17 protein-coding genes and 1 riboswitch are annotated in these 19,186 nt (G+C 61.5%); of the genes, 6 read left to right on the forward strand and 11 right to left on the reverse strand.

Going from position 1 to position 19,186, the window contains the following annotated elements; translation table 11 throughout:
- Positions 1–170 precede the first annotated feature (170 nt).
- Together NJC40_RS07700 and NJC40_RS07705 are read left to right on the forward strand one after the other, a co-directional pair.
- The gene (locus NJC40_RS07700; protein WP_253142925.1) at positions 171–719 is read left to right on the forward strand and encodes a cytochrome b; all 549 of its coding nucleotides are present in this window, start codon (positions 171–173) and stop codon (positions 717–719) included.
- 26 nt (positions 720–745) lie between these two features.
- Positions 746–1,324, forward strand: a complete 579-nt coding sequence (locus NJC40_RS07705) for a YceI family protein (RefSeq protein WP_045486189.1) — start codon at positions 746–748, stop codon at positions 1,322–1,324.
- Positions 1,325–1,419: 95 nt separating this feature from the next.
- Here the strand turns inward: NJC40_RS07705 and rhlE2 are convergent, their stop codons facing one another.
- The 3 genes from rhlE2 to ahcY form a co-directional block, all read right to left on the reverse strand.
- Entirely contained in the window at positions 1,420–3,315 is a 1,896-nt protein-coding gene (gene rhlE2, locus NJC40_RS07710) for an RNA helicase RhlE2 (protein ID WP_253142924.1), read from the reverse strand.
- A gap of 509 nt (positions 3,316–3,824) precedes the next feature.
- The gene (gene metF / locus NJC40_RS07715; protein ID WP_045486193.1) at positions 3,825–4,670 is read right to left on the reverse strand and encodes a methylenetetrahydrofolate reductase [NAD(P)H]; all 846 of its coding nucleotides are present in this window, start codon (positions 4,668–4,670) and stop codon (positions 3,825–3,827) included.
- A 182-nt stretch (positions 4,671–4,852) separates the two neighbouring features.
- Positions 4,853–6,262 (reverse strand): adenosylhomocysteinase, encoded by a 1,410-nt coding sequence (gene ahcY / locus NJC40_RS07720; protein ID WP_045486196.1) that lies wholly within the window; start codon positions 6,260–6,262, stop codon positions 4,853–4,855.
- Positions 6,263–6,285: 23 nt separating this feature from the next.
- A riboswitch (S-adenosyl-L-homocysteine riboswitch) is annotated at positions 6,286–6,404 on the reverse strand.
- Positions 6,405–6,652: 248 nt separating this feature from the next.
- Between ahcY and NJC40_RS07725 the strand changes: the two genes are divergently transcribed.
- Together NJC40_RS07725 and NJC40_RS07730 are read left to right on the forward strand one after the other, a co-directional pair.
- Positions 6,653–8,518, forward strand: a complete 1,866-nt coding sequence (locus NJC40_RS07725; RefSeq protein WP_253142923.1) for a patatin-like phospholipase family protein — start codon at positions 6,653–6,655, stop codon at positions 8,516–8,518.
- A gap of 80 nt (positions 8,519–8,598) precedes the next feature.
- On the forward strand, positions 8,599–9,000 hold the full coding sequence (locus NJC40_RS07730; RefSeq protein WP_045486199.1) for an acyl-CoA thioesterase: 402 nt from the start codon (positions 8,599–8,601) through the stop codon (positions 8,998–9,000).
- A gap of 147 nt (positions 9,001–9,147) precedes the next feature.
- On the opposite strand, the gene otnI is transcribed toward NJC40_RS07730, so the two are convergent.
- The 7 genes from otnI to NJC40_RS07765 all read right to left on the reverse strand — a co-directional run bounded on the left by otnI (position 9,148) and on the right by NJC40_RS07765 (position 16,921).
- The gene (gene otnI, locus NJC40_RS07735) at positions 9,148–9,921 is read right to left on the reverse strand and encodes a 2-oxo-tetronate isomerase (RefSeq protein ID WP_253112071.1); all 774 of its coding nucleotides are present in this window, start codon (positions 9,919–9,921) and stop codon (positions 9,148–9,150) included.
- 22 nt (positions 9,922–9,943) lie between these two features.
- Positions 9,944–11,401: a GntT/GntP/DsdX family permease gene (locus tag NJC40_RS07740; protein ID WP_045486204.1), complete on the reverse strand. Its 1,458-nt coding sequence runs from the start codon at positions 11,399–11,401 to the stop codon at positions 9,944–9,946.
- Between the two features lie 83 nt (positions 11,402–11,484).
- On the reverse strand, positions 11,485–12,123 hold the full coding sequence (gene otnC, locus NJC40_RS07745; RefSeq protein ID WP_253142922.1) for a 3-oxo-tetronate 4-phosphate decarboxylase: 639 nt from the start codon (positions 12,121–12,123) through the stop codon (positions 11,485–11,487).
- On the reverse strand, positions 12,123–13,409 hold the full coding sequence (otnK, locus tag NJC40_RS07750; protein ID WP_253142921.1) for a 3-oxo-tetronate kinase: 1,287 nt from the start codon (positions 13,407–13,409) through the stop codon (positions 12,123–12,125). The genes otnC and otnK overlap by 1 nt, the downstream gene beginning before the upstream one ends.
- Before the next feature lie 2 nt (positions 13,410–13,411).
- Complete coding sequence (gene ltnD / locus NJC40_RS07755; protein WP_045486208.1) at positions 13,412–14,314, reverse strand: L-threonate dehydrogenase; 903 nt, start codon at positions 14,312–14,314, stop codon at positions 13,412–13,414.
- 406 nt (positions 14,315–14,720) lie between these two features.
- Positions 14,721–15,536 (reverse strand): DeoR/GlpR family DNA-binding transcription regulator, encoded by an 816-nt coding sequence (locus NJC40_RS07760; protein WP_045486211.1) that lies wholly within the window; start codon positions 15,534–15,536, stop codon positions 14,721–14,723.
- Between the two features lie 107 nt (positions 15,537–15,643).
- Positions 15,644–16,921, reverse strand: a complete 1,278-nt coding sequence (locus NJC40_RS07765; protein ID WP_253112077.1) for a cation:proton antiporter — start codon at positions 16,919–16,921, stop codon at positions 15,644–15,646.
- A gap of 196 nt (positions 16,922–17,117) precedes the next feature.
- Here NJC40_RS07765 and NJC40_RS07770 point away from each other — a divergent pair, with 196 nt between their 5' ends.
- Both NJC40_RS07770 and NJC40_RS07775 read left to right on the forward strand, forming a co-directional pair.
- Positions 17,118–17,954, forward strand: coding sequence for an EamA family transporter (locus NJC40_RS07770; RefSeq protein ID WP_253142920.1), 837 nt, complete (start codon positions 17,118–17,120; stop codon positions 17,952–17,954).
- Between the two features lie 11 nt (positions 17,955–17,965).
- Complete coding sequence (locus NJC40_RS07775) at positions 17,966–18,364, forward strand: MAPEG family protein (RefSeq protein ID WP_045486221.1); 399 nt, start codon at positions 17,966–17,968, stop codon at positions 18,362–18,364.
- A gap of 376 nt (positions 18,365–18,740) precedes the next feature.
- Here NJC40_RS07775 and NJC40_RS07780 read toward each other — a convergent pair whose 3' ends face one another.
- On the reverse strand, positions 18,741–19,151 hold the full coding sequence (locus NJC40_RS07780; RefSeq protein ID WP_045486223.1) for a DUF1090 domain-containing protein: 411 nt from the start codon (positions 19,149–19,151) through the stop codon (positions 18,741–18,743).
- Positions 19,152–19,186: the final 35 nt, after the last annotated feature.

The raw sequence follows: 19,186 nt of genomic DNA on the forward strand, positions 1-19,186 counted from the left end.
GCCCGGTTTGCAGGCCCTCTGCGAACCGGCGGGTTATCCCATGGTCTGAATCGCACGATGAAATGACCGGTGGATTGATCGTGTTTATCGATTCATCAGAGCAATTTTTTGCGCTTTTTTTCGATAGATAAATCGCTAGTCTGATCACACGTCTTACAGGGTATTAGGCAATGCAGCTACGTAACTCATCTTCTCGATACGGTCTGGTCAGCCGGGTGCTGCACTGGGGTGTGGCGCTGACGGTGTTCGGCCTGTTTGGCCTGGGGCTGTGGATGATGGGGCTGGATTACTACGACAGCTGGCGCAAGGCCGGGCCTGACCTGCACAAGAGCATCGGTCTGGTCCTGTTCGCCGCCATGCTGGTTCGGGTGATCTGGCGCTTTGTCAGCCCGCCGCCGCCACCACTGACCAGCTACAGTAGGTTGACCCGCATTGGCGCGGCGTTCGGTCATCTGTTTTTGTATGTCGCGTTGTTTGCGGTAATGACCGCCGGCTACCTGATCTCCACCGCCGACGGTGTGGGCATTCCGGTATTCGGCCTGTTTGAAGTACCAGCACTGATCAGCGGACTGCCGCAGCAGGCTGAAACGGCAGGACAGATCCACTTTTACCTGGCCTGGGCCATCGTGATCTTCGCGGTGCTCCATGGCCTGGCTGCTTTGAAACACCACTTCATTGATCGTGATGTGACCCTCAAGCGTATTCTGGGTCGTAATTGATAGTTCAACCAAAAAGGGAATACAGCATGTTGAAGAAGTCTCTCGCCGCTCTGGCCCTGGGTACCGCACTGTTCACCGCTGGCCAGGCCATGGCCGCTGATTACAAGATCGACAAGGAAGGCCAGCATGCCTTCGTCAACTTCAAGATCAGCCACCTGGGCTACAGCTACATCTACGGTACGTTCAAGGACTTCGATGGCGAGTTCAGTTTTGATGCTGCCAAGCCGGAAGCGAGCAAGATCTCGGTCGATCTGAAAACCGCCAGCCTGTTCACCAACCATGCCGAGCGTGACAAGCACATCCTCAGCAAGGATTTCCTGGATGCCGGCAAATACCCGGAAGCCAAGTTCGTTTCGACCAGCGTCAAATCCACTGGCGAGAAGACTGCTGACGTGACGGGCGACCTGACTCTGCACGGCGTCACCAAGCCGATCGTGATCAAGGCGACCTTCAACGGCGAAGGCAAGGATCCATGGGGCGGCTACCGCGCAGGCTTCAACGGCACCTCGACGCTGAACCTGAACGACTTCGGCATCAAAGGCCCAGGCCCGAGCTCTCAGACTCTGGATCTGGACATCACTGTTGAAGGTGTACAGAAGAAGTAATTCGTCGCGCCGCCAACACCATGGCTGCATCACGCAGCCATGGAGCGCAGACAAAAAAACGCCGACCCTGGGGTCGGCGTTTTTGCATCCGACGGTCAGTCTTCGCGGTTGCGAGTCAGCAGCGCGGGTTTTTCACCGCGTGGGCGGCTTGGCAACTGATCGAGCATTTCTGGCGTCGGGAAGCGATCGATCTTCGACTCCTTGTGCATGATCTTGGGCTGCGGGGTCTGACGCTCCTGCGGACGCACGGCAGGCTCTTCGCGCAGCGGGCGACGATCACGGGACTGGCCGCGTGGCGCACCACTGCGTGCTGCACCGCCGCCAGTGCGCTTGCCCTGGCCTGAACCGCCATTGGCGTTGCGTGCACCGCCATTACTGCGCGGCTGAGCCGGGCCTTGACCCTGCGGGCGAGCAGCACCGTTGCTGGCACCCTGACCGGCCGGGCGACGGCCACGACCCTGGCCAGGTTTACCCTGGTAAGGGCTGACGTAGTCGGCGCGGTTGCCAAAGTTGTCTACATCGTCATCGAGAAACTCTTCCGGATCACGGTTGGCCGGCGGACGTGGCGGTGTGCTGGCGCGTTGTGGCTGTTGCTCACGGCCACCACCGTCACGGCCAGTGCCTTCGCGAGGCTTTTTCTCGCGTGGCTTGCGAGCCGGACGTTCACTGGCCGGCGCCGCTGCGCTGTCTTTGGCCTTGTCTTTCTCGCGGCCTTTATCTTTGCCCTTGTCACGACGGCCGCCGCTGCCCTTCTCGGACTTCTCGCCGCCTTCGCCGCGAGCATTGCGCGGGTTACGTGGCTGGCGCGGCTCGCGCACTTCCGGCTTCTCGGCCTCTACGGCGTTGATGTCGAAACCTTGCAGGTCACCGTCAGGGATCTTCTGCCGGGTCATGCGCTCGATGCTCTTGAGCAGCTTCTCTTCGTCTGGCGCCACCAGCGAGATCGCCTCACCGGTGCGGCCCGCACGGCCGGTACGGCCGATACGGTGCACGTAGTCTTCGTCGACGTTGGGCAGTTCGAAGTTGACCACATGTGGCAACTGGTCGATGTCCAGGCCGCGGGCGGCGATATCGGTGGCAACCATGATTCGTACTTCGCCGGCCTTGAAGTCGGCCAGGGCTTTGGTACGGGCGTTCTGGCTCTTGTTGCCGTGAATCGGCACAGCGCTCAGACCGTGTTTGGTCAGGTACTCGGCCAGGCGGTTGGCGCCGTGCTTGGTGCGGGTGAACACCAGCACCTGTTCCCAGGCACCCTGAGTGATCAGGTGGGCCAGCAGCGCCCGCTTGTGGCTCGATGGCAGGCGGAAGACGCGCTGCTCGATGCGCTCGACTGTGGTGTTCGGCGGAGTGACTTCGATGCGCTCCGGGTCGTGCAGCAACTTGCCGGCCAGCGACACGATGTCATTGGAGAAGGTCGCCGAGAACAGCAGGTTCTGGCGCTTGGCCGGCAGACGGGCCAAGACCTTCTTGACGTCATGGACGAAGCCCATGTCGAGCATGCGGTCGGCTTCGTCGAGGACCAGGATTTCAACGTGGGACAGGTCGACGCTGCCTTGGCCGGCCAGGTCGAGCAGGCGGCCCGGGCAGGCGACCAGCACGTCAACGCCCTTGGCCAGGGCCTGGACCTGCGGGTTCATGCCTACGCCGCCGAAAATGCAGGCGCTGACGAACTTCAGGTCGCGGGCATACAGCTTGAAGCTGTCATGCACCTGGGCGGCCAGTTCGCGGGTCGGGGTCAGGACCAGTACGCGCGGCTGGCGCGGGCCATGACGCTGGGATTTGTCCGGATGACCGTTGGGGAACAGCCGCTCCAGGATCGGGAGGGCGAAACCACCGGTCTTACCAGTACCTGTCTGGGCGGCGACCATCAGATCGCGGCCTTGCAACACGGCGGGAATCGCCCGCTGTTGCACGGGAGTAGGCTGGGTATAGCCCGCCGCTTCGACAGCGCGGACTAGAGCCTCGGAGAGACCGAGGGAAGCAAAGGACATGAGAAATCCTGTTCTGGTTTGGAGCTTGTGCTCTGGAATGATCATGCCTGGCGGAATGGCGTTCAGGCTGCCTGAACCTGCAGCGTATGTGTGCTGTAGATCTTCAGGAGCTTGTCGGGACGCGATCCCGTCCGGTGCTGCGGGGTCAGAAATCCATCTCGTGACTGCATCGGCGCGATCGAGATGCCTATTGCAAGACCCAGCGTCCGGGCGTAAGCCTGGCGGGAAGGCCGGAGTATATCAGAATCGGTGTTCTGCACGGCTGTCCGGCTGTATGACGGTTTTTATCAGGAGAACGGCCCCGAAGCAATGCCTCAGGGCCATCAAAGGCTGTCGACGTTCCGAACGGTTATGCCAGAACGATCCCCGAGGATGTGTAAAAACGTAGCGAGCGCAGGTCAGGCAAGGCGAAAGCAGGCGAGCAAGCGCAGTTGACTGGTTGTCAATGAGCATTGCGAGCCTGCTTTCAACGCAGCATGGCCAAGCGCAGCAGTTTTTACATATTCTCGTTAGCGAGGCAGCTTCAGATTGTTCCAGATCGCCAGACTCGGTTCTGCCTGATTCAGCGTGTAGAAGTGCAACCCAGGTGCGCCGCCCTGCAGCAGGCGTTCGCTCATCTCGGTCACGACCTGCTCGCCAAACGCCTGGATGCTCGCCGTATCGTCACTGTAGGCTTCCAGTTGCTTGCGGACCCAGCGCGGGATTTCCGCACCGCAGGCGTCCGAGAAGCGCGCCAGCTTGCTGTAGTTGGTGATCGGCATGATGCCGGGCACTACGGGAATATCCACACCCAGCTTCTGCACGCGCTCCATGAAGTAGAAGTAGCAGTCGGCACTGAAGAAATACTGAGTGATCGCGCTGTCGGCACCGGCCTTGACCTTGGTCACGAAGTGCGCGATGTCGTCGTCGAAGTTACGCGCTTGCGGGTGCATCTCCGGGTAGGCGGCGACTTCGATATGGAAGTGGTCGCCGGTTTCTTCACGAATGAAGCTCACCAGGTCGCTGGCGTAGCGCAGCTCACCGCTGGCCATGCCCATGCCCGAAGGCAGGTCACCGCGCAGGGCAACGATGCGTTTGACGCCGGCGTTCTTGTACTGCGTCAACAGCTCACGCAGTTCGGTCTTGGTGTCGCCGACGCACGACAGGTGCGGTGCGGCAGGAACTTTGACTTCGTTTTCGAGCTGCAGCACGGTATTGAGCGTGCGGTCACGGGTCGAACCGCCCGCACCGTAGGTGCAGGAGAAAAAGTCGGGATTGTAGGCTGCCAGTTGGTGGGCAACATTCAGCAGCTTTTCATGGCCAGCATCGGTCTTGGTCGGAAAGAACTCGAAGCTGTAGCGGCGTTCTTGGCTCATCTGCCGGTCTCATATTGATGCGGACATATCCGCGATAACGCGCAGAAACTTGATCGCTGCCCCGGTAGGAGCGACCTTGGTCGCGAAGAGGCCATGCCAGGCACAACATAGGTTGCGCCTGGTCGATTGCTTTCGCGAGCAAGCTCGCTCCTACAGGATTTTCACCACAGGGCAGACGTTGATCAGTAGCGGTAAGTGTCTGGCTTGAACGGGCCTTCGACGGTCACGCCGATGTAGTCGGCCTGGGTCTTGGTCAGTTTGGTCACTACGCCGCCGAAGCCACGGACCATTTCCAGGGCCACTTCTTCGTCGAGTTTTTTCGGCAGTACTTCAACGGTCAGACGCTGGGCTTTCTGCTCGGCCGACAGGTCGGCGTACTTCTGTTCGAACAGGAAGATCTGCGCCAGCACCTGGTTGGCGAACGAACCGTCCATGATGCGGCTCGGGTGACCGGTGGCGTTGCCCAGGTTCACCAGACGGCCTTCGGCCAGCAGGATCAGGTAGTCGTCGTTATGCGGGTCAAAGCTGCCCGGGCCGGTACGGTGGATCTTGTGTACCTGTGGCTTGACCTCTTCCCACGCCCAGTTCTTGCGGGTGAAAGCCGTGTCGATTTCGTTGTCGAAGTGACCGATGTTGCACACCACAGCGCGCTTTTTCAGGGCCTTGAGCATGCCGGCGTCGCAGACGTTGACGTTGCCGGTGGTGGTCACGATCAGGTCGATCTTGCCCAGCAGGGCTTTGTCGACGCTGGCTTCGGTGCCGTCGTTTTCACCGTTGATGTACGGCGAAACCACTTCGAAACCGTCCATGCATGCCTGCATGGCGCAGATCGGGTCAACTTCGGTGACCTTGACGATCATGCCTTCCTGACGCAGCGACTGGGCCGAGCCCTTGCCCACGTCACCGTAGCCGATGACCAGTGCTTGCTTGCCCGACAGCAGGTGGTCGGTGCCGCGCTTGATGGCGTCATTGAGGCTGTGACGGCAACCGTACTTGTTGTCGTTCTTGCTCTTGGTCACCGAGTCGTTGACGTTGATGGCCGGGATCTTCAGCTCGCCTTTGGCCAGCATCTCTTGCAGGCGGTGAACGCCGGTGGTGGTTTCTTCGGTAACGCCGTGGATGCGTTCGAGCATCTGCGGGTACTTCTTGTGCAGGATTTCGGTCAGGTCGCCGCCGTCGTCCAGAATCATGTTGGCGTCCCAAGGCTGACCGTCCTTGAGGATGGTCTGCTCGATGCACCACTCGTACTCTTCTTCGGTCTCGCCTTTCCAGGCGAACACAGGAATACCGGCAGCAGCGATGGCGGCAGCGGCCTGGTCCTGGGTCGAGAAGATGTTGCACGACGACCAGCGTACTTCGGCACCCAGGGCAACCAGGGTTTCGATCAGCACGGCAGTCTGAATGGTCATGTGGATGCAGCCGATGATTTTCGCGCCCTTGAGCGGTTGCTCACCGGCGTATTTGCGGCGCAGGCCCATCAGGGCAGGCATTTCCGATTCGGCAATGATGGTTTCGCGACGGCCCCAGGCGGCCAGGGAGAAGTCGGCAACCTTGTAGTCGTTGAAATCTGCGGGCGTGTTTGCAGCGCTCATTGAAGAGACTCCATTCCATAAAGTATGAATGGGCGCCGTTGTGCGTTCAGGTTTACACCTATAAAGCCCGCAGCCGGAGGCTGGCGAGCAACGCCCCATCCGAGCCTGACAGGGTAAACCTGCTGCAGCGCCCCTCGGACAGGTGGCGGGAACGGTATCAAGTGTTGATGACCGTTTGAAAACGGGTGGCAGTATAGCCGTGCTTGCGATGGTTCCCAAGGTTTTCTATCGGGTGCCGGTCGATGGCTGCTGAGATGGCGCACGTGTGAAAAAATATTCTTGTATCGCATCTGCTCGCAGCGACTCACTTACCGTTGGGTTTGTCGAGGCTGACGAGCCGCCAGGCTGGCTCGTTGCCTCTCTCATAAGCTCAGAGCAAGGAGAAGCATCATGAGCATTGTTATGAACGGATTCGCAGCAGCCGCCATCGCAGCACCGCAAGGGCCAGGGAAAACTGTCGTCGAGAACGCTGGCGAACGCCTGATAACCCTGACTGAATACGAAAATGGCGTCAGCCACCTGGAGTTGGCGGGGTCGCCGATCAGGAAGCTGATTCTCAGTGGCGGTGGCGGCAAAGGGGTTGCCTATCCGGGGGCAGTCAGTGCGCTCGATAGCCTGGGCATTCTGCCGGGCATCGAGTCGGTCCATGGCTCTTCGATCGGGGCAATCATGGCTGCGGTCATTGCGGCGGGCATGGAGGTGGCGAAGCTCGATTCACTAATCGATGACACCGATTTGCTTTCGCTGCTCGACAGCCAGGATGCCAACCTGAGCTGGTTGCAGCGGGGACTGACCCAGCTGGGTGAGCATATCGAGGCGCACCTGCCCACGGCCATTGGGAGTTATACGCGACTGCTGTTGAGCGTTCTGCCGCGCATTCAGTCCGGGGCGCAGCCCCTGCAGGACATGATCCGCAACGAAGTCCGGTCGGCCGTGCTGGCAAGGATTGTCGACCTGCAGGTGCCCGCGGTCAGTGCCGTACGCGAGCGCCTGTTGGGAGGGGAGGCGGTGACCTTCGCCGACCTGGCCCTGCTCAGCCGTCATACTCCCTGGATCAAGAATCTCTACATCACCGGAACGGCGATGTTTCCCGGCGGCCCTCAACTGGTGATCTTCAGTGCCGCGCTCACGCCCGAGCTGGACGTCGCCCTGGCGGCACATATCTCGGCGTCACTGCCTGTGGTGTTCCATCAACCGAGCCTGGCGGGCCTGAATTTCCAGGTACTCGACGAACTGACCCATTTCCAGGATGGCGCTGTGCTGCTTAACACTCCGGTGCCGCAACTGGTCAATCCGGGTCAGGCAACCGACCTGTTGTCTGGCTCGGACATGCTGATTCTGGTGTTCGAGCAAGCCCCGCAGTCCCGGATTCACAAGCCTATAGACTGGCTTGCCGACCTGCTGGCCGGGACGCCAGTCTCTGCGCAGCGTCAATGGCAGAACCTGCAACTCAAGACGTTCGAGGCGCAAACCGTGACAGTGCCATTGCGCAGTGAACGGGGTGATTTTTCTGGCGAACTCAATGGCACCCTGAATTTCACCTTGAGCAAGGAGATCAGGGATCACTTGCAGGAGGGGTTGGAGCAGGCGGTCAGGGCGCACTTGGCGCAAAGGACCATGCGCCGTGAACGCTATGAGTTTGCTTCGTTGCAGGAGGCGCTGCTCAGCCTCGACGATGGGATGCTCGATAGCGTTGCTGCCGCCATTGAGCACTTGCCTGAGCGCGAAGTGCTGGCATGGCGTCGGGCTGCGCGGCAGTTGCTCGATGCACTGCAGGCCAGTGTCGAGGCGGCTGGACCTGACAGCCCAGTCACCCGCAACAGCCTGGATCAGCTCGACAGTCTGGGTCGCAGCACTGCGCATGTGCAATGGCTGGTCATGGCGTTGAATCACCATGAGCGACCTGCGCTCAACCGCTTGCTGAATGCGCTTGATGAGCAGTCGGTGACCTCGCCGGTACTGGCTGCGGCACTGGACGAAAAGCGTCGGCGCGAGATTCGCGTGATTGCCGGCAACATCAGGAAGAGCCTGATCTTTCCGGCCCTGCACTTGCCTTTTCAGAGTCGGGCCAACAGCGACTTGTTGCGCGAGGTCGATCAACTGCTGATGCAGGCTACCCAGAGTGCGCAGGTTAACCAGGCGCTGGACAGGATCATCAGCGAGTATCGTTCGGTGGCTGTGGTGTCCAGGCCGCTGGGGATCATGCAGACCGTCGAACTGGCCAAGGACTGGCGTCTTGACGAGGGCGCTCGGTAGGCGTCACGCAGCAAAGCATGGGCGCGAGGGATTGGCTCTGCCATGATGCAGTCTTCACAAGCCGTTGCTCAGGAGAGACCATGAACTTTCATACCCGCAAGTGGGTGAAACCCGAAGACCTCAACCCTAACGGCACGCTGTTTGGCGGCAGCCTGCTGCGCTGGATCGACGAAGAGGCTGCGATCTACGCCATCGTGCAACTGGGTAACCAGCGGGTGGTGACCAAGTACATCTCGGAGATCAACTTCGTCAGCGCCTCGCGCCAGGGCGACATCATCGAACTGGGGATTACCGCTACCGAGTTTGGCCGCACCTCGATCACCCTGCGTTGCCAGGTGCGTAACAAGATCACCCGCAAGAGCATCCTGACCGTCGAGAAGATGGTCTTCGTCAACCTCGGCGAAGACGGCCAGCCCGCGCCGCATGGCCGGACTGAAATCCGCTACATCAAGGACCAGTTCGACCAGCCGGAGGATGAATAAACCAGACCATACATCGGTTATGCAGCCAATCCAGTCGGCATAGTCATTTGGTCGATCATCGGTGGGAGCGACCTTGGTCGCGAAGGCTACCTGCCAGGCGCTGGATATGTTGCGCCTGGACAGGCTCTTTCGCGAGCGGGCTCGCTCCTACAGGCGGCGCAGCCACTCCAGGCCTTCGCTGGTATCGCCTTTGGGGCGGTACTCGCAGCCGATCCAGCCGGTATAGCCCAACTGGTCGATCACCTCGAACAGGTGCGCGTAGTTCAGCTCGCCCAGGTTCGGTTCGTGACGGTCCGGCACGCCAGCGATCTGGATATGGCCGATCCCGGCAAAGTCGCGGCGCAGTTTGGCGGTCAGGTCGCCTTCGACGATCTGGCAGTGGTAGCAATCGAACTGCACCTTGAGATTGTCGGCACCGACCTGCTGCACGATGGCTTGCGCCTGGTCCTGACGATTGAGAAAGAAACCCGGCATGTCACGGGTGTTGATCGGTTCAATCAGCACCGTGATACCCAAGGGCTTTGCCTGGGCAGCGGCATAGGCCAGATTCTCCAGATACACCGCCTGATGCCTGGCGCGCAGCTCTTCGCTGGGCAGCAGACCGGCCATCACGTGGATGCGGTCATTGCCCAGCACTTGTGCATATTCCAGCGCCTTGGCGATACCGCCCCGGAATTCTTGTTCACGGCCCGGCAGGCTGGCGATGCCACGCTCGCCCGCCGCCCAGTCGCCCGGTGGGGCGTTGAACAGCGCCTGTACCAGAGCGTTGTCATCAAGACGCTGCTTCAACTCCTGAGGGCTGTAGTCATACGGGAACAGATACTCGACCGCCGCAAAGCCGTCGGCGGCAGCGGCAGCGAAGCGGTCCAGGAAGTCATGCTGCGGGTACAGCATGCTGAGGTTGGCGGCGAAACGAGGCATATTAACTCCGGTCTTCAAAGCGTCAGACAAAAGGCCACAGCAGCAGGGTGAATACAAACCCCAAGGTGCCCAGCAGGGTGACCAGCACAGTCCAGGTACGCAAGCCGTCGGCCACGTTCAGGCCGGCCAGTTTGGTGAACATCCAGTAACCGGCGTCGTTGATGTGCGACATCGCCAGGCCGCCACCGCCCATGGCCAGGCACAGCAGCGCGAGCTGGTTGGCCGACAGGTCCAGGGTGGCAATCAGCGGGCTGAGAATACCGGCGGTGGTGACCAGCGCCACGGTGGTCGAGCCCTGTACTGCACGCAGCAGCATGGTCAGGATAAAGCCCAGCGCCAGAACCGGCAGGCCGGTGTGACGCAGCGCTTCGGAAACGACCGCACCGATACCGGTGTCGACCAGCACCTTGCCGAACACGCCGCCAGCACCGGCGATCAGGATCACCATGGCCACGCCCGGCAGCGCCGAGCCGATCACATCAGAGACCTGCGAGCGGCTCCAGCCACGGCGCGAGCCGAGCAGCCAGGCACACAGCAGGGTGTCGATCAGCAGCGCCACCAGCGGCGCGCCGAGTACGGTCAGGATGTCGCGCAGGGTCGAACCGACCGGCAGCATGGTGGTGGCCAGGGTGCCGAGCAGAATCAGCACGATCGGCAGCAGGATCAGCGCGATGATCATCCCGAAACCCGGTGCCGGTGCGGCTGGCAGGCTCTTGGCCAGGCTGCTGGCGCTGGCTTCGGCGCCGAACTCTTTGTCCTGCACCACTTCACGTACCGTGGAGTAGTCGTTGCGCGCCCAGGCTTGCAGATCGGCGTTGGTCACGTGCGGGCCGTAGACCTCGGCCCGGATGTCATCGGTCATCGGGTAGGTCTTGCGGGTCATGCGCCCGGCAATGAAGTAACCCACCGCGCAAACCACCGCCACCAGCGGAATACCCAGCAGCAATACCCGACCCAGATCGGCGCCCAGTTGGCTGGCAGCGGCAACAGCACCCGGATGCGGCGGCAGGAAGGCGTGCACCGCGAGCAATGCTGCGCACATCGGCAGGGCGAAGATCAGCAGCGGTTTGCGTGCGGTACGCGCCACGCCATAGGCCAGCGGCATGAGGATGATCACCCCGACCTCAAAGAACACCGGAATGCCGACGATGAAGCCCGCGACGGTCAGGGCCAGCGGTGTGCGCCGGTTGCCGAAGCGTTCGATCAGCGTTTTGGCCAGCGCCTCGGCACCGCCTGACAACTCAATGATGCGCCCGATCATTGCGCCCAGGGCGATGATGATCGCGATATGCCCCAGGGTTTTGCCCATGCCGCCCTCAATGGTGGCAACCAGATCGGCGGGCTTAACTCCGGCTACCAGCGCGACGATGATGCTGACCAGCATCAGGGCCACGAAGGGCTGGAGTTTGTACTTGAGGACCAGAAACAGCAGCAGTGCGATACCGGCACCGGCGATTAGCATCAGCATTAATGGAGTCATGCTTTCATCCTGTTTTTATTGTTGTCCGGCAGTGCCGGGGCTGGCAGGGCGCCGCAAGGCGGCGCCGGGATGTGGAACGGGGGTTACCACTTGGCGCCGAAGACCTGATGCAGCTCTTCGAGCGCCTGCTCCGGCAGTGGAGCGGGTTTGGGATTGCTCATCAGCCACAAACGAGCGGTCTCTTCGAGTTCTTCCAGGGCGTAGCAGGCCTTGGCTACCGAGCTTTCCCAGATCACCGGGCCGAGCCGTTCGAGCATCACGCCTCGCACGCTGTTGGCCAGTTGCGCGACGCGCTCGGCGACGATCGGCGAGCCGGGGCGCTGGTAGCCGATCAGCGGAATATGGCCGACCTTCATCACCTGGTAGGGCGTCAGCGGCGGCAGAATGTCGTCTTCGTGCCACACCCCGGCCAGGGTCAACGCCACCAGATGGGTGGAGTGGGTATGCACCACGCCGCCGACCTCTGGATTGCGGTCATACACCTGGCGGTGCAGGGCCAGGGTCTTGGAAGGCTTGCTGCCGGAGACCCATTCACCGGCCAGGTTGACCTTGGCGATGTCGCCGGGCTGCATGCGGCCCAGGCAGGCATCGGTCGGGGTAATCAGCCAGCCGTCGTCGAGCCGGGCGCTGATATTGCCGGCGCTGCCGACGGTGTAGCCACGGCCATACAGCAGGCGGCCCACGTCGCAGATTTCTTCGCGCAGGGCTTTTTCATTGCTCATCAGACCGCTCCTGCCAATTGCTTGAGGGCTTTGGCGAAGAAGTCGCGGGCGCCGAAGTTGCCCGACTTGAGGGCCAGGGCCAGCGGTTGTTCACCGTCGCTGACCGTCGCCGGGACACCGGGGTCGATCTGGGCGCCGATTTTCAGCAGTTGCACGCCCAGCGCCTGAACCACCGAGCCGGAGGTCTCGCCGCCAGCGACCACAAAGCGTCGCACGCCCGCGTCGAACAGACCCTTGGCGATCTGCCCCAGCGCCTCTTCAACCATGGCACCGGCACGCTCGGCACCGAGTTTTTCCTGCACCGCTTTGACTTCGTCCGGGGTGCTGGTGGCGTAGATCAGTACGGTCTGGCCGGCGTCACGGGCAAAGGCCAGCGCCTGCCCGACCACCGGTTGACCGGCGGCCAGCGCCAGCGGGTCGATGCGCAGCGCCGGGCGACCGGCTTCCAGCCAGGCCAGCACCTGACCATTGGTGGCCAGCGAAGCACTGCCGGCCAGTACCACTTCACCGCCTTCGATGGCGATGCTCTGGGCCGCGTCGATGTCGCGCAGCTTGCCGGCCTTGCGGAAGTTGCCCGGCAGGCCCAGCGCCAGGCCGGAACCGCCGGTCAGCAGCGGCAGGTCGGCACAGGCTGCACCCAGGGTGTAGAGGTCGGCATCGGACACGGCATCGGCAATCGCCATGCTCACGCCCACGGCGCGCAGCTCGGCAATGCGCGCACGCACCGCGTCGCTGCCCTTGGCCACGGTGTCATAGCGCAGCAGACCGACTTTGCCCTTGGTTTGTGCTTGCAGCACGCGCAGCAGGTTGGCGTCGCCCATCGGCGTCAGCGGGTGATTCTGCATGCCCGACTCACTGAGCAACTGGTCCTGGACAAACAGGTGACCACGGAAAATGGTCCGGCCGTTTTCCGGAAACGCCGGGCAGGCAATGCTGAAGTCACCGCCCAGTCTGGCCAGCAGTGCTTCGCTGACCTGGCCGATGTTACCGGCGGCAGTGGAGTCGAAGGTCGAGCAGTATTTGAAGAAGATCTGCTCGCAGCCACGCTCGCGCAGCCACTCCAGCGCGGCGAGGGATTCATCCACCGCCTCGGCAGCCGGGGTGGTGCGCGACTTCAGCGCGATGACAATGGCGTCGGCATCAAGGCCGGCAGCCACTTCGGCGCTGGGAATGCCGATGCTCTGTACGGTGCGCATGCCGCCGCGTACCAGCATGTTGGCAAGGTCGGTGGCGCCGGTGAAGTCATCAGCGATGCAACCGAGCAGCGGGCGGGAAGTAACCGTCATGATCATTGCTCCCCTTTGGCTTTTGGCAGTTCGATGCCCGGGAAAATCTTGATCACTGCCGAGTCGTCTTCACGGCCAAAGCCGGCACTGGAGGCCTGCATGAACATCTGGTGCGCGGTGGCCGACAGCGGCAGCGGGAACTTGCTGGTGCGGGCGGTATCCAGCACCAGGCCCAGGTCCTTGACGAAAATGTCCACCGCCGACAGCGGCGTGTAGTCAGCGTTGAGGATGTGCGGCACGCGGTTTTCGAACATCCACGAGTTGCCGGCGCTGTTGGTGATCACTTCGTACAGGGCATCGGCATCCACGCCTTCGCGCAGGCCCAGGGCCATGGCTTCGGCGCTGGCGGCGATATGCACACCGGCCAGCAACTGGTTGATGATCTTGACCTTCGAGCCCAGGCCATGGACGTCACCGAGGCGGTAAACCTTGCCAGCCATGCCGGCCAGCACGGCTTCGGCCTTGGCGTAGGCGTCGGCCGGGGCGGAGGTCATCATGGTCATTTGCCCGGCAGCGGCCTTGGCGGCGCCACCGGAGATGGGCGCGTCGAGGTACAGCAGGCCCTGATCGGCCAGGCGCTGGCCCAGCTCGACGGCGAAGGTCGGGGCGACAGTGGCGCAACCGATCACCAGACTGCCGGGGCGCAGAGCAGCAACGGCACCGTTGTCACCGAACAGCACGGTTTCGGTCTGCTCGGCGTTGACCACCACGGTGATGATGATGTCGCAGGCGCCAGCCAGTGCAGCAGGCGAGGCGGCAGCGACACCACCTTCGTTGGCAAAAGCCTGAACCACTTCACTGCGCACGTCACAGGCATGCACCTTGAAGCCATTGCGCAGCAGCGAGCGGGCAATGCCCAGACCCATGGCGCCCAGGCCGATCACACCGACATTCGATTGAGTCATTGCTGTCATCCTCGGTCGTCGCCGCTGCACATCACGAGCGCCTCTAAAAACGACCTGCGTTGCCATCGCTGCGTTGAAAACCGGCTCAAAATGCTCATTTACAATCCGTAAACTGCGCTTTTTCGCCGGTTTTCGCCTTGCGCTGACTGCCTCGCCTACGTTTTCAGAGATGTCCGAATGCCAACAGACGGCTTAATTGTTCTGAAATGTGAATCTGATAGTGGATCAGTGAGCTGATAATGTGAAGTATTTTTTCTATTTAACAAATGTTCACATTGTTGATCTGCGTCACACAGACAGCAAAAAGCCCCTGGGCAGGGGCTTTGGTGTGTGAATGGCAGGAGCTGCTTTAGCAGCGAAACCCAAACCTGATTCGCTGCTGAAGCAGCTCCTACGGCGGATAGGGTTACGCCGGGGTAGAGGCCAGCAGCAGCTCGATGCGCTGGTTGCGGATGCTTTCAGCGGCAGCCGGGGTCAGAGCGTCGTCTGTTATCACGCTGTCGAACTGTTCCAGCGCCGCGACTTTGTACATGCCGAAGGTGCCGTACTTGGAGCTGCTGGCGATCAGCACACTGCGCGAGGCCGACTGCATGGCGGCCTGTTTGACCTCGACCTTGAGCGCCGAAGGCGTGGTACTGCCACGCTGCAAATCCCAGGAACTGGTGGACATGAACGCGATGTCGGTCGCCAGCTGGCGCAGGGTCGCGGCGGCCAGGCCGCCGACGCTGGAGCGGTTGGGGTGGTCGAGCAGGCCGCCGGTGTGAATCACATCCACATGGTTGGCATCGGCCAGTGCATTGACGATGCCGAAGTCGTTGGTGACCACCGTCATCCCCGACAGCGCGGCAATGTGCGGGACGATTTCCAGCGTCGTGGTGCCGGCATCCAGATAAACCGTCATGTCCGGGTGCAGCAGCGCGGCGGCCAGACGCGCCATCGCTTGCTTGTTCGGCAGTTCCACCACGGCCTTGGACTGGTGGCTGGGCTCGCTGTGCAACTGGCTGGCGATCCGCACGCCACCGGTGACCGAGTAGGCGCGGCCTTCCTGCTCCAGCAGGGCGATGTCACGGCGGATGGTCATGTGCGAGCAGTCGAACATGTCCATCAGTTGGTGCACGCTCAGCACCTGATGCTTGCGCAACTGACGCAGCATCTGCTCGCGGCGTTGATCGGGAATCATCGGTGCGCCGCCGGTCATGGCGGGTTTCTCTGGGGTGGACATCTCTGCTCCTGCAAGGCGACTTCCAGACATGCCGTCAAGTTTACGTGCAGCGCCGGGATGGGCAGAAAATTTTTTAACACAATCTGCTCATCCCGGACGCGGCCCGATCAATGGTTGGGGTGCGGCGCTGCGGCGTTTGAGTCAGCTACCTGCGGCTGACCGGTCACCGAACGCACCAGCCTGCCAATGGTCAGGCCCTGCAACAGGATCGACAGCAGCACCACGATGTAGGTGATGCTCAGCACGATGTCGCGTTCCGGCCCGAGCGGCAGCGCCAGTGCCAAGGCCACCGACACACCGCCACGCAGCCCGCCCCAGGTCAGGATGCGGATCGTGCCTTGCGGCACCTTGCGCCAGCGGCGCAGCAGCAAAATCGCCGGCGCCACGGTGATAAAGCGCGACAGCACAATAGCCACGGCCAACAGGCCGGCGGCCGCCAGGTGCAGCCAGGAGAACGGCAACAACAGCAGCTCCATGCCGATCAGCGCGAACAGCAGGGCATTGAGCATGTCGTCGAGCAACTCCCAGAAACCGTCCATATAGCGGCGGGTCATGTCGTTCATCGCCAGATTACGGCCCAGATTGCCGATGATCAGGCCGGCCACCACCATGGCAATCGGCGCCGATACGTGCAGTTCCGAAGCCAGCGCCGAACCGCCGATGACCAGTGCCAGGGTCAGCATTACCTCGATCTGGTACTGCTCGATGCTCTTGATCATCAGATACACCGCATAGCCAATCAAGCCGCCGTACAGCACCCCACCGATGGCCTCGTGGGCAAACAGGATGGCGGTCTCGGTCACGCTCGGGGTCTCGCCCAGTTGCGCGATGCCCAACAGCACGGTGAACACCACCACAGCGGTGCCGTCGTTGAACAGGCTTTCACCGACGATGGTGGTTTTCAGGGGTTTGGAGGCATTGGCGGTCCGTAGCACGCCGAGCACCGCGATCGGGTCGGTGGGCGAGATCAGCGCGCCGAACAACAGGCAATACAGGAAGCTGACGTGCCAGCCGAACATCGCGAAAATCCACCACGCCAGGCTGCCAATCACAAAGGTGGCGATCAGCACGCCGAAGGTCGCCAGCAGACCGATGGGCCAGCGATAACTCTTCAGGTCTGCGAGGTTGACGTGCAAGGCGCCGGCGAACAGCAGAAACGACAGCATCCAGTTCATCAGCAGATCGCCAAAGTCGATCTGGCCGATCAACTGTTCCACGCGCTCTTCAAGGCCGGGAAAGCCCAACAGGCTCAGGCCTTGTAGCAGCAGGGAAAAGATCAGTGCCGTGACCATCACACCAATGGTGGGTGGCAGGCCGATGAAGCGGTAATTCACGTAAGTGAGCAGGGTGGTCAGGCAGATAAACGCAGCAGCAAGTTCAAGCATCCGTAGTTCCGTATTGGCAGATCCATATTCATTTCGTATCGAGGGTCTAGCGGCCCCGGCAAGTGTCGGCGCGAAGGCGATTGACCACCGAGAAGGGCTAATAGTGCACGGTTTGAGAAATTTTTTGCCACATTAGCTGCCTTGACTGTTGGCCTGTCTGTCATGCTGGGGGCTCTCTGAGCAAGGAGTAAAGCGCGTGTTGGCGACAGCTCTGGTACTGGTGGCGGCCGTGCTGCACGCGGTGTGGAACACCCTCGTCAAGTTCAGTGCCGAGCGCTTGCTGGTGATCGCCAGCATGGACGGCGTGGCACTGCTGTGTGCATTACTGGCGGTCAGTTTCGTCAGCCCGCCGCCGGTGCAGGTCTGGCCCTGGCTGGTGGCTTCGGCGCTGTTCGAACTGCTGTATCGCGCGTTGCTGATCAAGGCTTACCGGGTGGGTGACCTGGGACTGGTGTATCCGCTGATGCGCGGACTCTCACCGCTGGTGGTGCTGGCCCTGACGCTGATCTCTGGTGGTGAGCAACTGAGTGTCCAGCAGATCATTGGCATTTTGCTGATTCCGTGCGGGATGGTCTGCCTGCTCTGGCAAGGTGGCGGCGGGGAGCGCTTGCCCTGGAGCCTGCTGCCGGTGGTCGGGCTGATTGGCCTGTGCATCGGCAGCTACACCTGGATCGACGGCCAGGCCCTCAAGCTGGGCGTGCCGGCGCTGGATTATCTGGTGTGGCTGACGCTGGTCAGTGCCTGGCCGTTTCCGGTGCTGGCAGCCTGTTACAAATATCAGGGGCTAATGACGTTCTGGCGCGAACAGTGGGCACTCGGGCTGAGTGTCGGGCTTTGCGTGTTGCTGAGCTACGCCCTGGTGTTGTGGGCCATGCAACTGGGGTCGGTGGCGGAGGCGGCGGCCTTGCGCGAGGTCAGCGTATTGCTGGTGGTGTTGATGGGCATGCGTTACCTGAAAGAACCTTTTGGCCGGCCCCGGCTCTTAGCATGTGGTCTGGTGTTGCTCGGCATGCTGGTAATGAAGTTCAAATAAGGAATCAACTTATGACAGTCGCTTTTTGGTGTGTGTTGATCGCGATTCTCCTGCCGCTGATCTGCTCGGTTATTGCCAAGGCCAGCAGCGGCAAGTTTCGATCGGGTCATAACCGTGACCCCAGGGATTTTCTGGATCGGCTGGAAGGCTTGCCACGGCGTGCCCATGCCGCGCAACTGAACGGCTTCGAAGTGCTGCCGGGCTTTGCCGCCGCAGTGATCATTGCCCACATCGCCGGCAATGCACAGCTGGTGACCATCGATGTGCTGGCGGTGCTGTTCATCACCAGCCGCTTGCTGTTCATCATTTTCTATCTGGCCGACCTGGCGGTGCTGCGCTCGATCTCTTTCCTGGTTGGCCTGGGGCTGATCATCGGCCTGTTCGTCGCCTCGGCGGTGCCAGCGGCCTGACCGGCGGAGGCGGTGATCTGGCCCCTCTCGCGAAGAGGCCAGTAAGCTCACAGCATCTGCTGCGACTGTGCCTCCGTCTTCGTCGGCAAGCCAACTCTCATCAAACAAATTACAAATCGCTGATTTACAAGGCCCTCCCGTAGGAGCAGCTTTAGCTGCGAAGCCTTTCGCAGCTAAAGCTGCTCCTACGGGGTTGCGTGTTGGCTACGCGACAGCGCGGCGCCGAGGCGGCGGGCGATCTCCCACCGAATTTGTGTCGTGCCTAAGAAGCAGGTACGGCGCCGACTCGGTGGGAGTCGGCTCAGCCGACGAATGCGGTGGTTCATTAAGTAAACAGTGTCGGCTTCAGCCGCGAATGGACTGATATCGCCGTCTCTCAGTTCTGAGTCTGGACCTTGTCCAGTTCAGCCTGGGCATCGACCAGTTCTTTGCGTGACTCGGCCAGTTTGTCTTTGCGTTTGTTGATGCGCTCCGGGTCGCCCTTGGCCATGGCTTTGTTCAGGTCGGTCTGGCGGCGGCTGACTTCGCGCTTGGCATCCAGCACCTTCTGTTCATGCTGCTTGAGCAAAGCGGTTTCGCTGCAGTTGGCGTTGACTTCGCTCAGCGCCTTTTCCAGCCCGGCCTGCTCACGTTTGTTGCCGTCAGCCTTGGCTTGCTGAATCTTGCCGTTGATTTCCTGGCTCTTGAGCAGGCAGCCCGAAGCCGGTGGTGCCTGTTCCGCGGCCAGTACCGCTGGCGACCCCAGCGCGCACGCCAGCGCCAGGATCAATGGGGAAAACAGCTTCATGTGAACTCCTTGTGCAAGCCGGGCGCAGATAACAA

The sequence above is a fragment of the Pseudomonas sp. 21LCFQ02 genome (genome assembly GCF_024129895.2).
In the GTDB taxonomy this organism is placed as follows: domain Bacteria; phylum Pseudomonadota; class Gammaproteobacteria; order Pseudomonadales; family Pseudomonadaceae; genus Aquipseudomonas.

Coding starts and splice junctions, on each gene's coding strand:
- NJC40_RS07740 (WP_045486204.1), bottom strand. CDS start 11,401: ATGACTCCATTAATGCTGATGCTAATCGCCGGTGCCGGTATCGCACTG.
- NJC40_RS07780 (WP_045486223.1), bottom strand. CDS start 19,151: ATGAAGCTGTTTTCCCCATTGATCCTGGCGCTGGCGTGCGCGCTGGGG.
- metF (WP_045486193.1), bottom strand. CDS start 4,670: ATGAGCCAAGAACGCCGCTACAGCTTCGAGTTCTTTCCGACCAAGACC.
- otnK (WP_253142921.1), bottom strand. CDS start 13,409: ATGACGGTTACTTCCCGCCCGCTGCTCGGTTGCATCGCTGATGACTTC.
- rhlE2 (WP_253142924.1), bottom strand. CDS start 3,315: ATGTCCTTTGCTTCCCTCGGTCTCTCCGAGGCTCTAGTCCGCGCTGTC.
- NJC40_RS07760 (WP_045486211.1), bottom strand. CDS start 15,536: ATGTCCACCCCAGAGAAACCCGCCATGACCGGCGGCGCACCGATGATT.
- ltnD (WP_045486208.1), bottom strand. CDS start 14,314: ATGACTCAATCGAATGTCGGTGTGATCGGCCTGGGCGCCATGGGTCTG.
- otnI (WP_253112071.1), bottom strand. CDS start 9,921: ATGCCTCGTTTCGCCGCCAACCTCAGCATGCTGTACCCGCAGCATGAC.
- otnC (WP_253142922.1), bottom strand. CDS start 12,123: ATGAGCAATGAAAAAGCCCTGCGCGAAGAAATCTGCGACGTGGGCCGC.
- ahcY (WP_045486196.1), bottom strand. CDS start 6,262: ATGAGCGCTGCAAACACGCCCGCAGATTTCAACGACTACAAGGTTGCC.
- NJC40_RS07730 (WP_045486199.1), top strand. CDS start 8,599: ATGAACTTTCATACCCGCAAGTGGGTGAAACCCGAAGACCTCAACCCT.
- NJC40_RS07705 (WP_045486189.1), top strand. CDS start 746: ATGTTGAAGAAGTCTCTCGCCGCTCTGGCCCTGGGTACCGCACTGTTC.
- NJC40_RS07700 (WP_253142925.1), top strand. CDS start 171: ATGCAGCTACGTAACTCATCTTCTCGATACGGTCTGGTCAGCCGGGTG.
- NJC40_RS07775 (WP_045486221.1), top strand. CDS start 17,966: ATGACAGTCGCTTTTTGGTGTGTGTTGATCGCGATTCTCCTGCCGCTG.
- NJC40_RS07765 (WP_253112077.1), bottom strand. CDS start 16,921: ATGCTTGAACTTGCTGCTGCGTTTATCTGCCTGACCACCCTGCTCACT.
- NJC40_RS07725 (WP_253142923.1), top strand. CDS start 6,653: ATGAGCATTGTTATGAACGGATTCGCAGCAGCCGCCATCGCAGCACCG.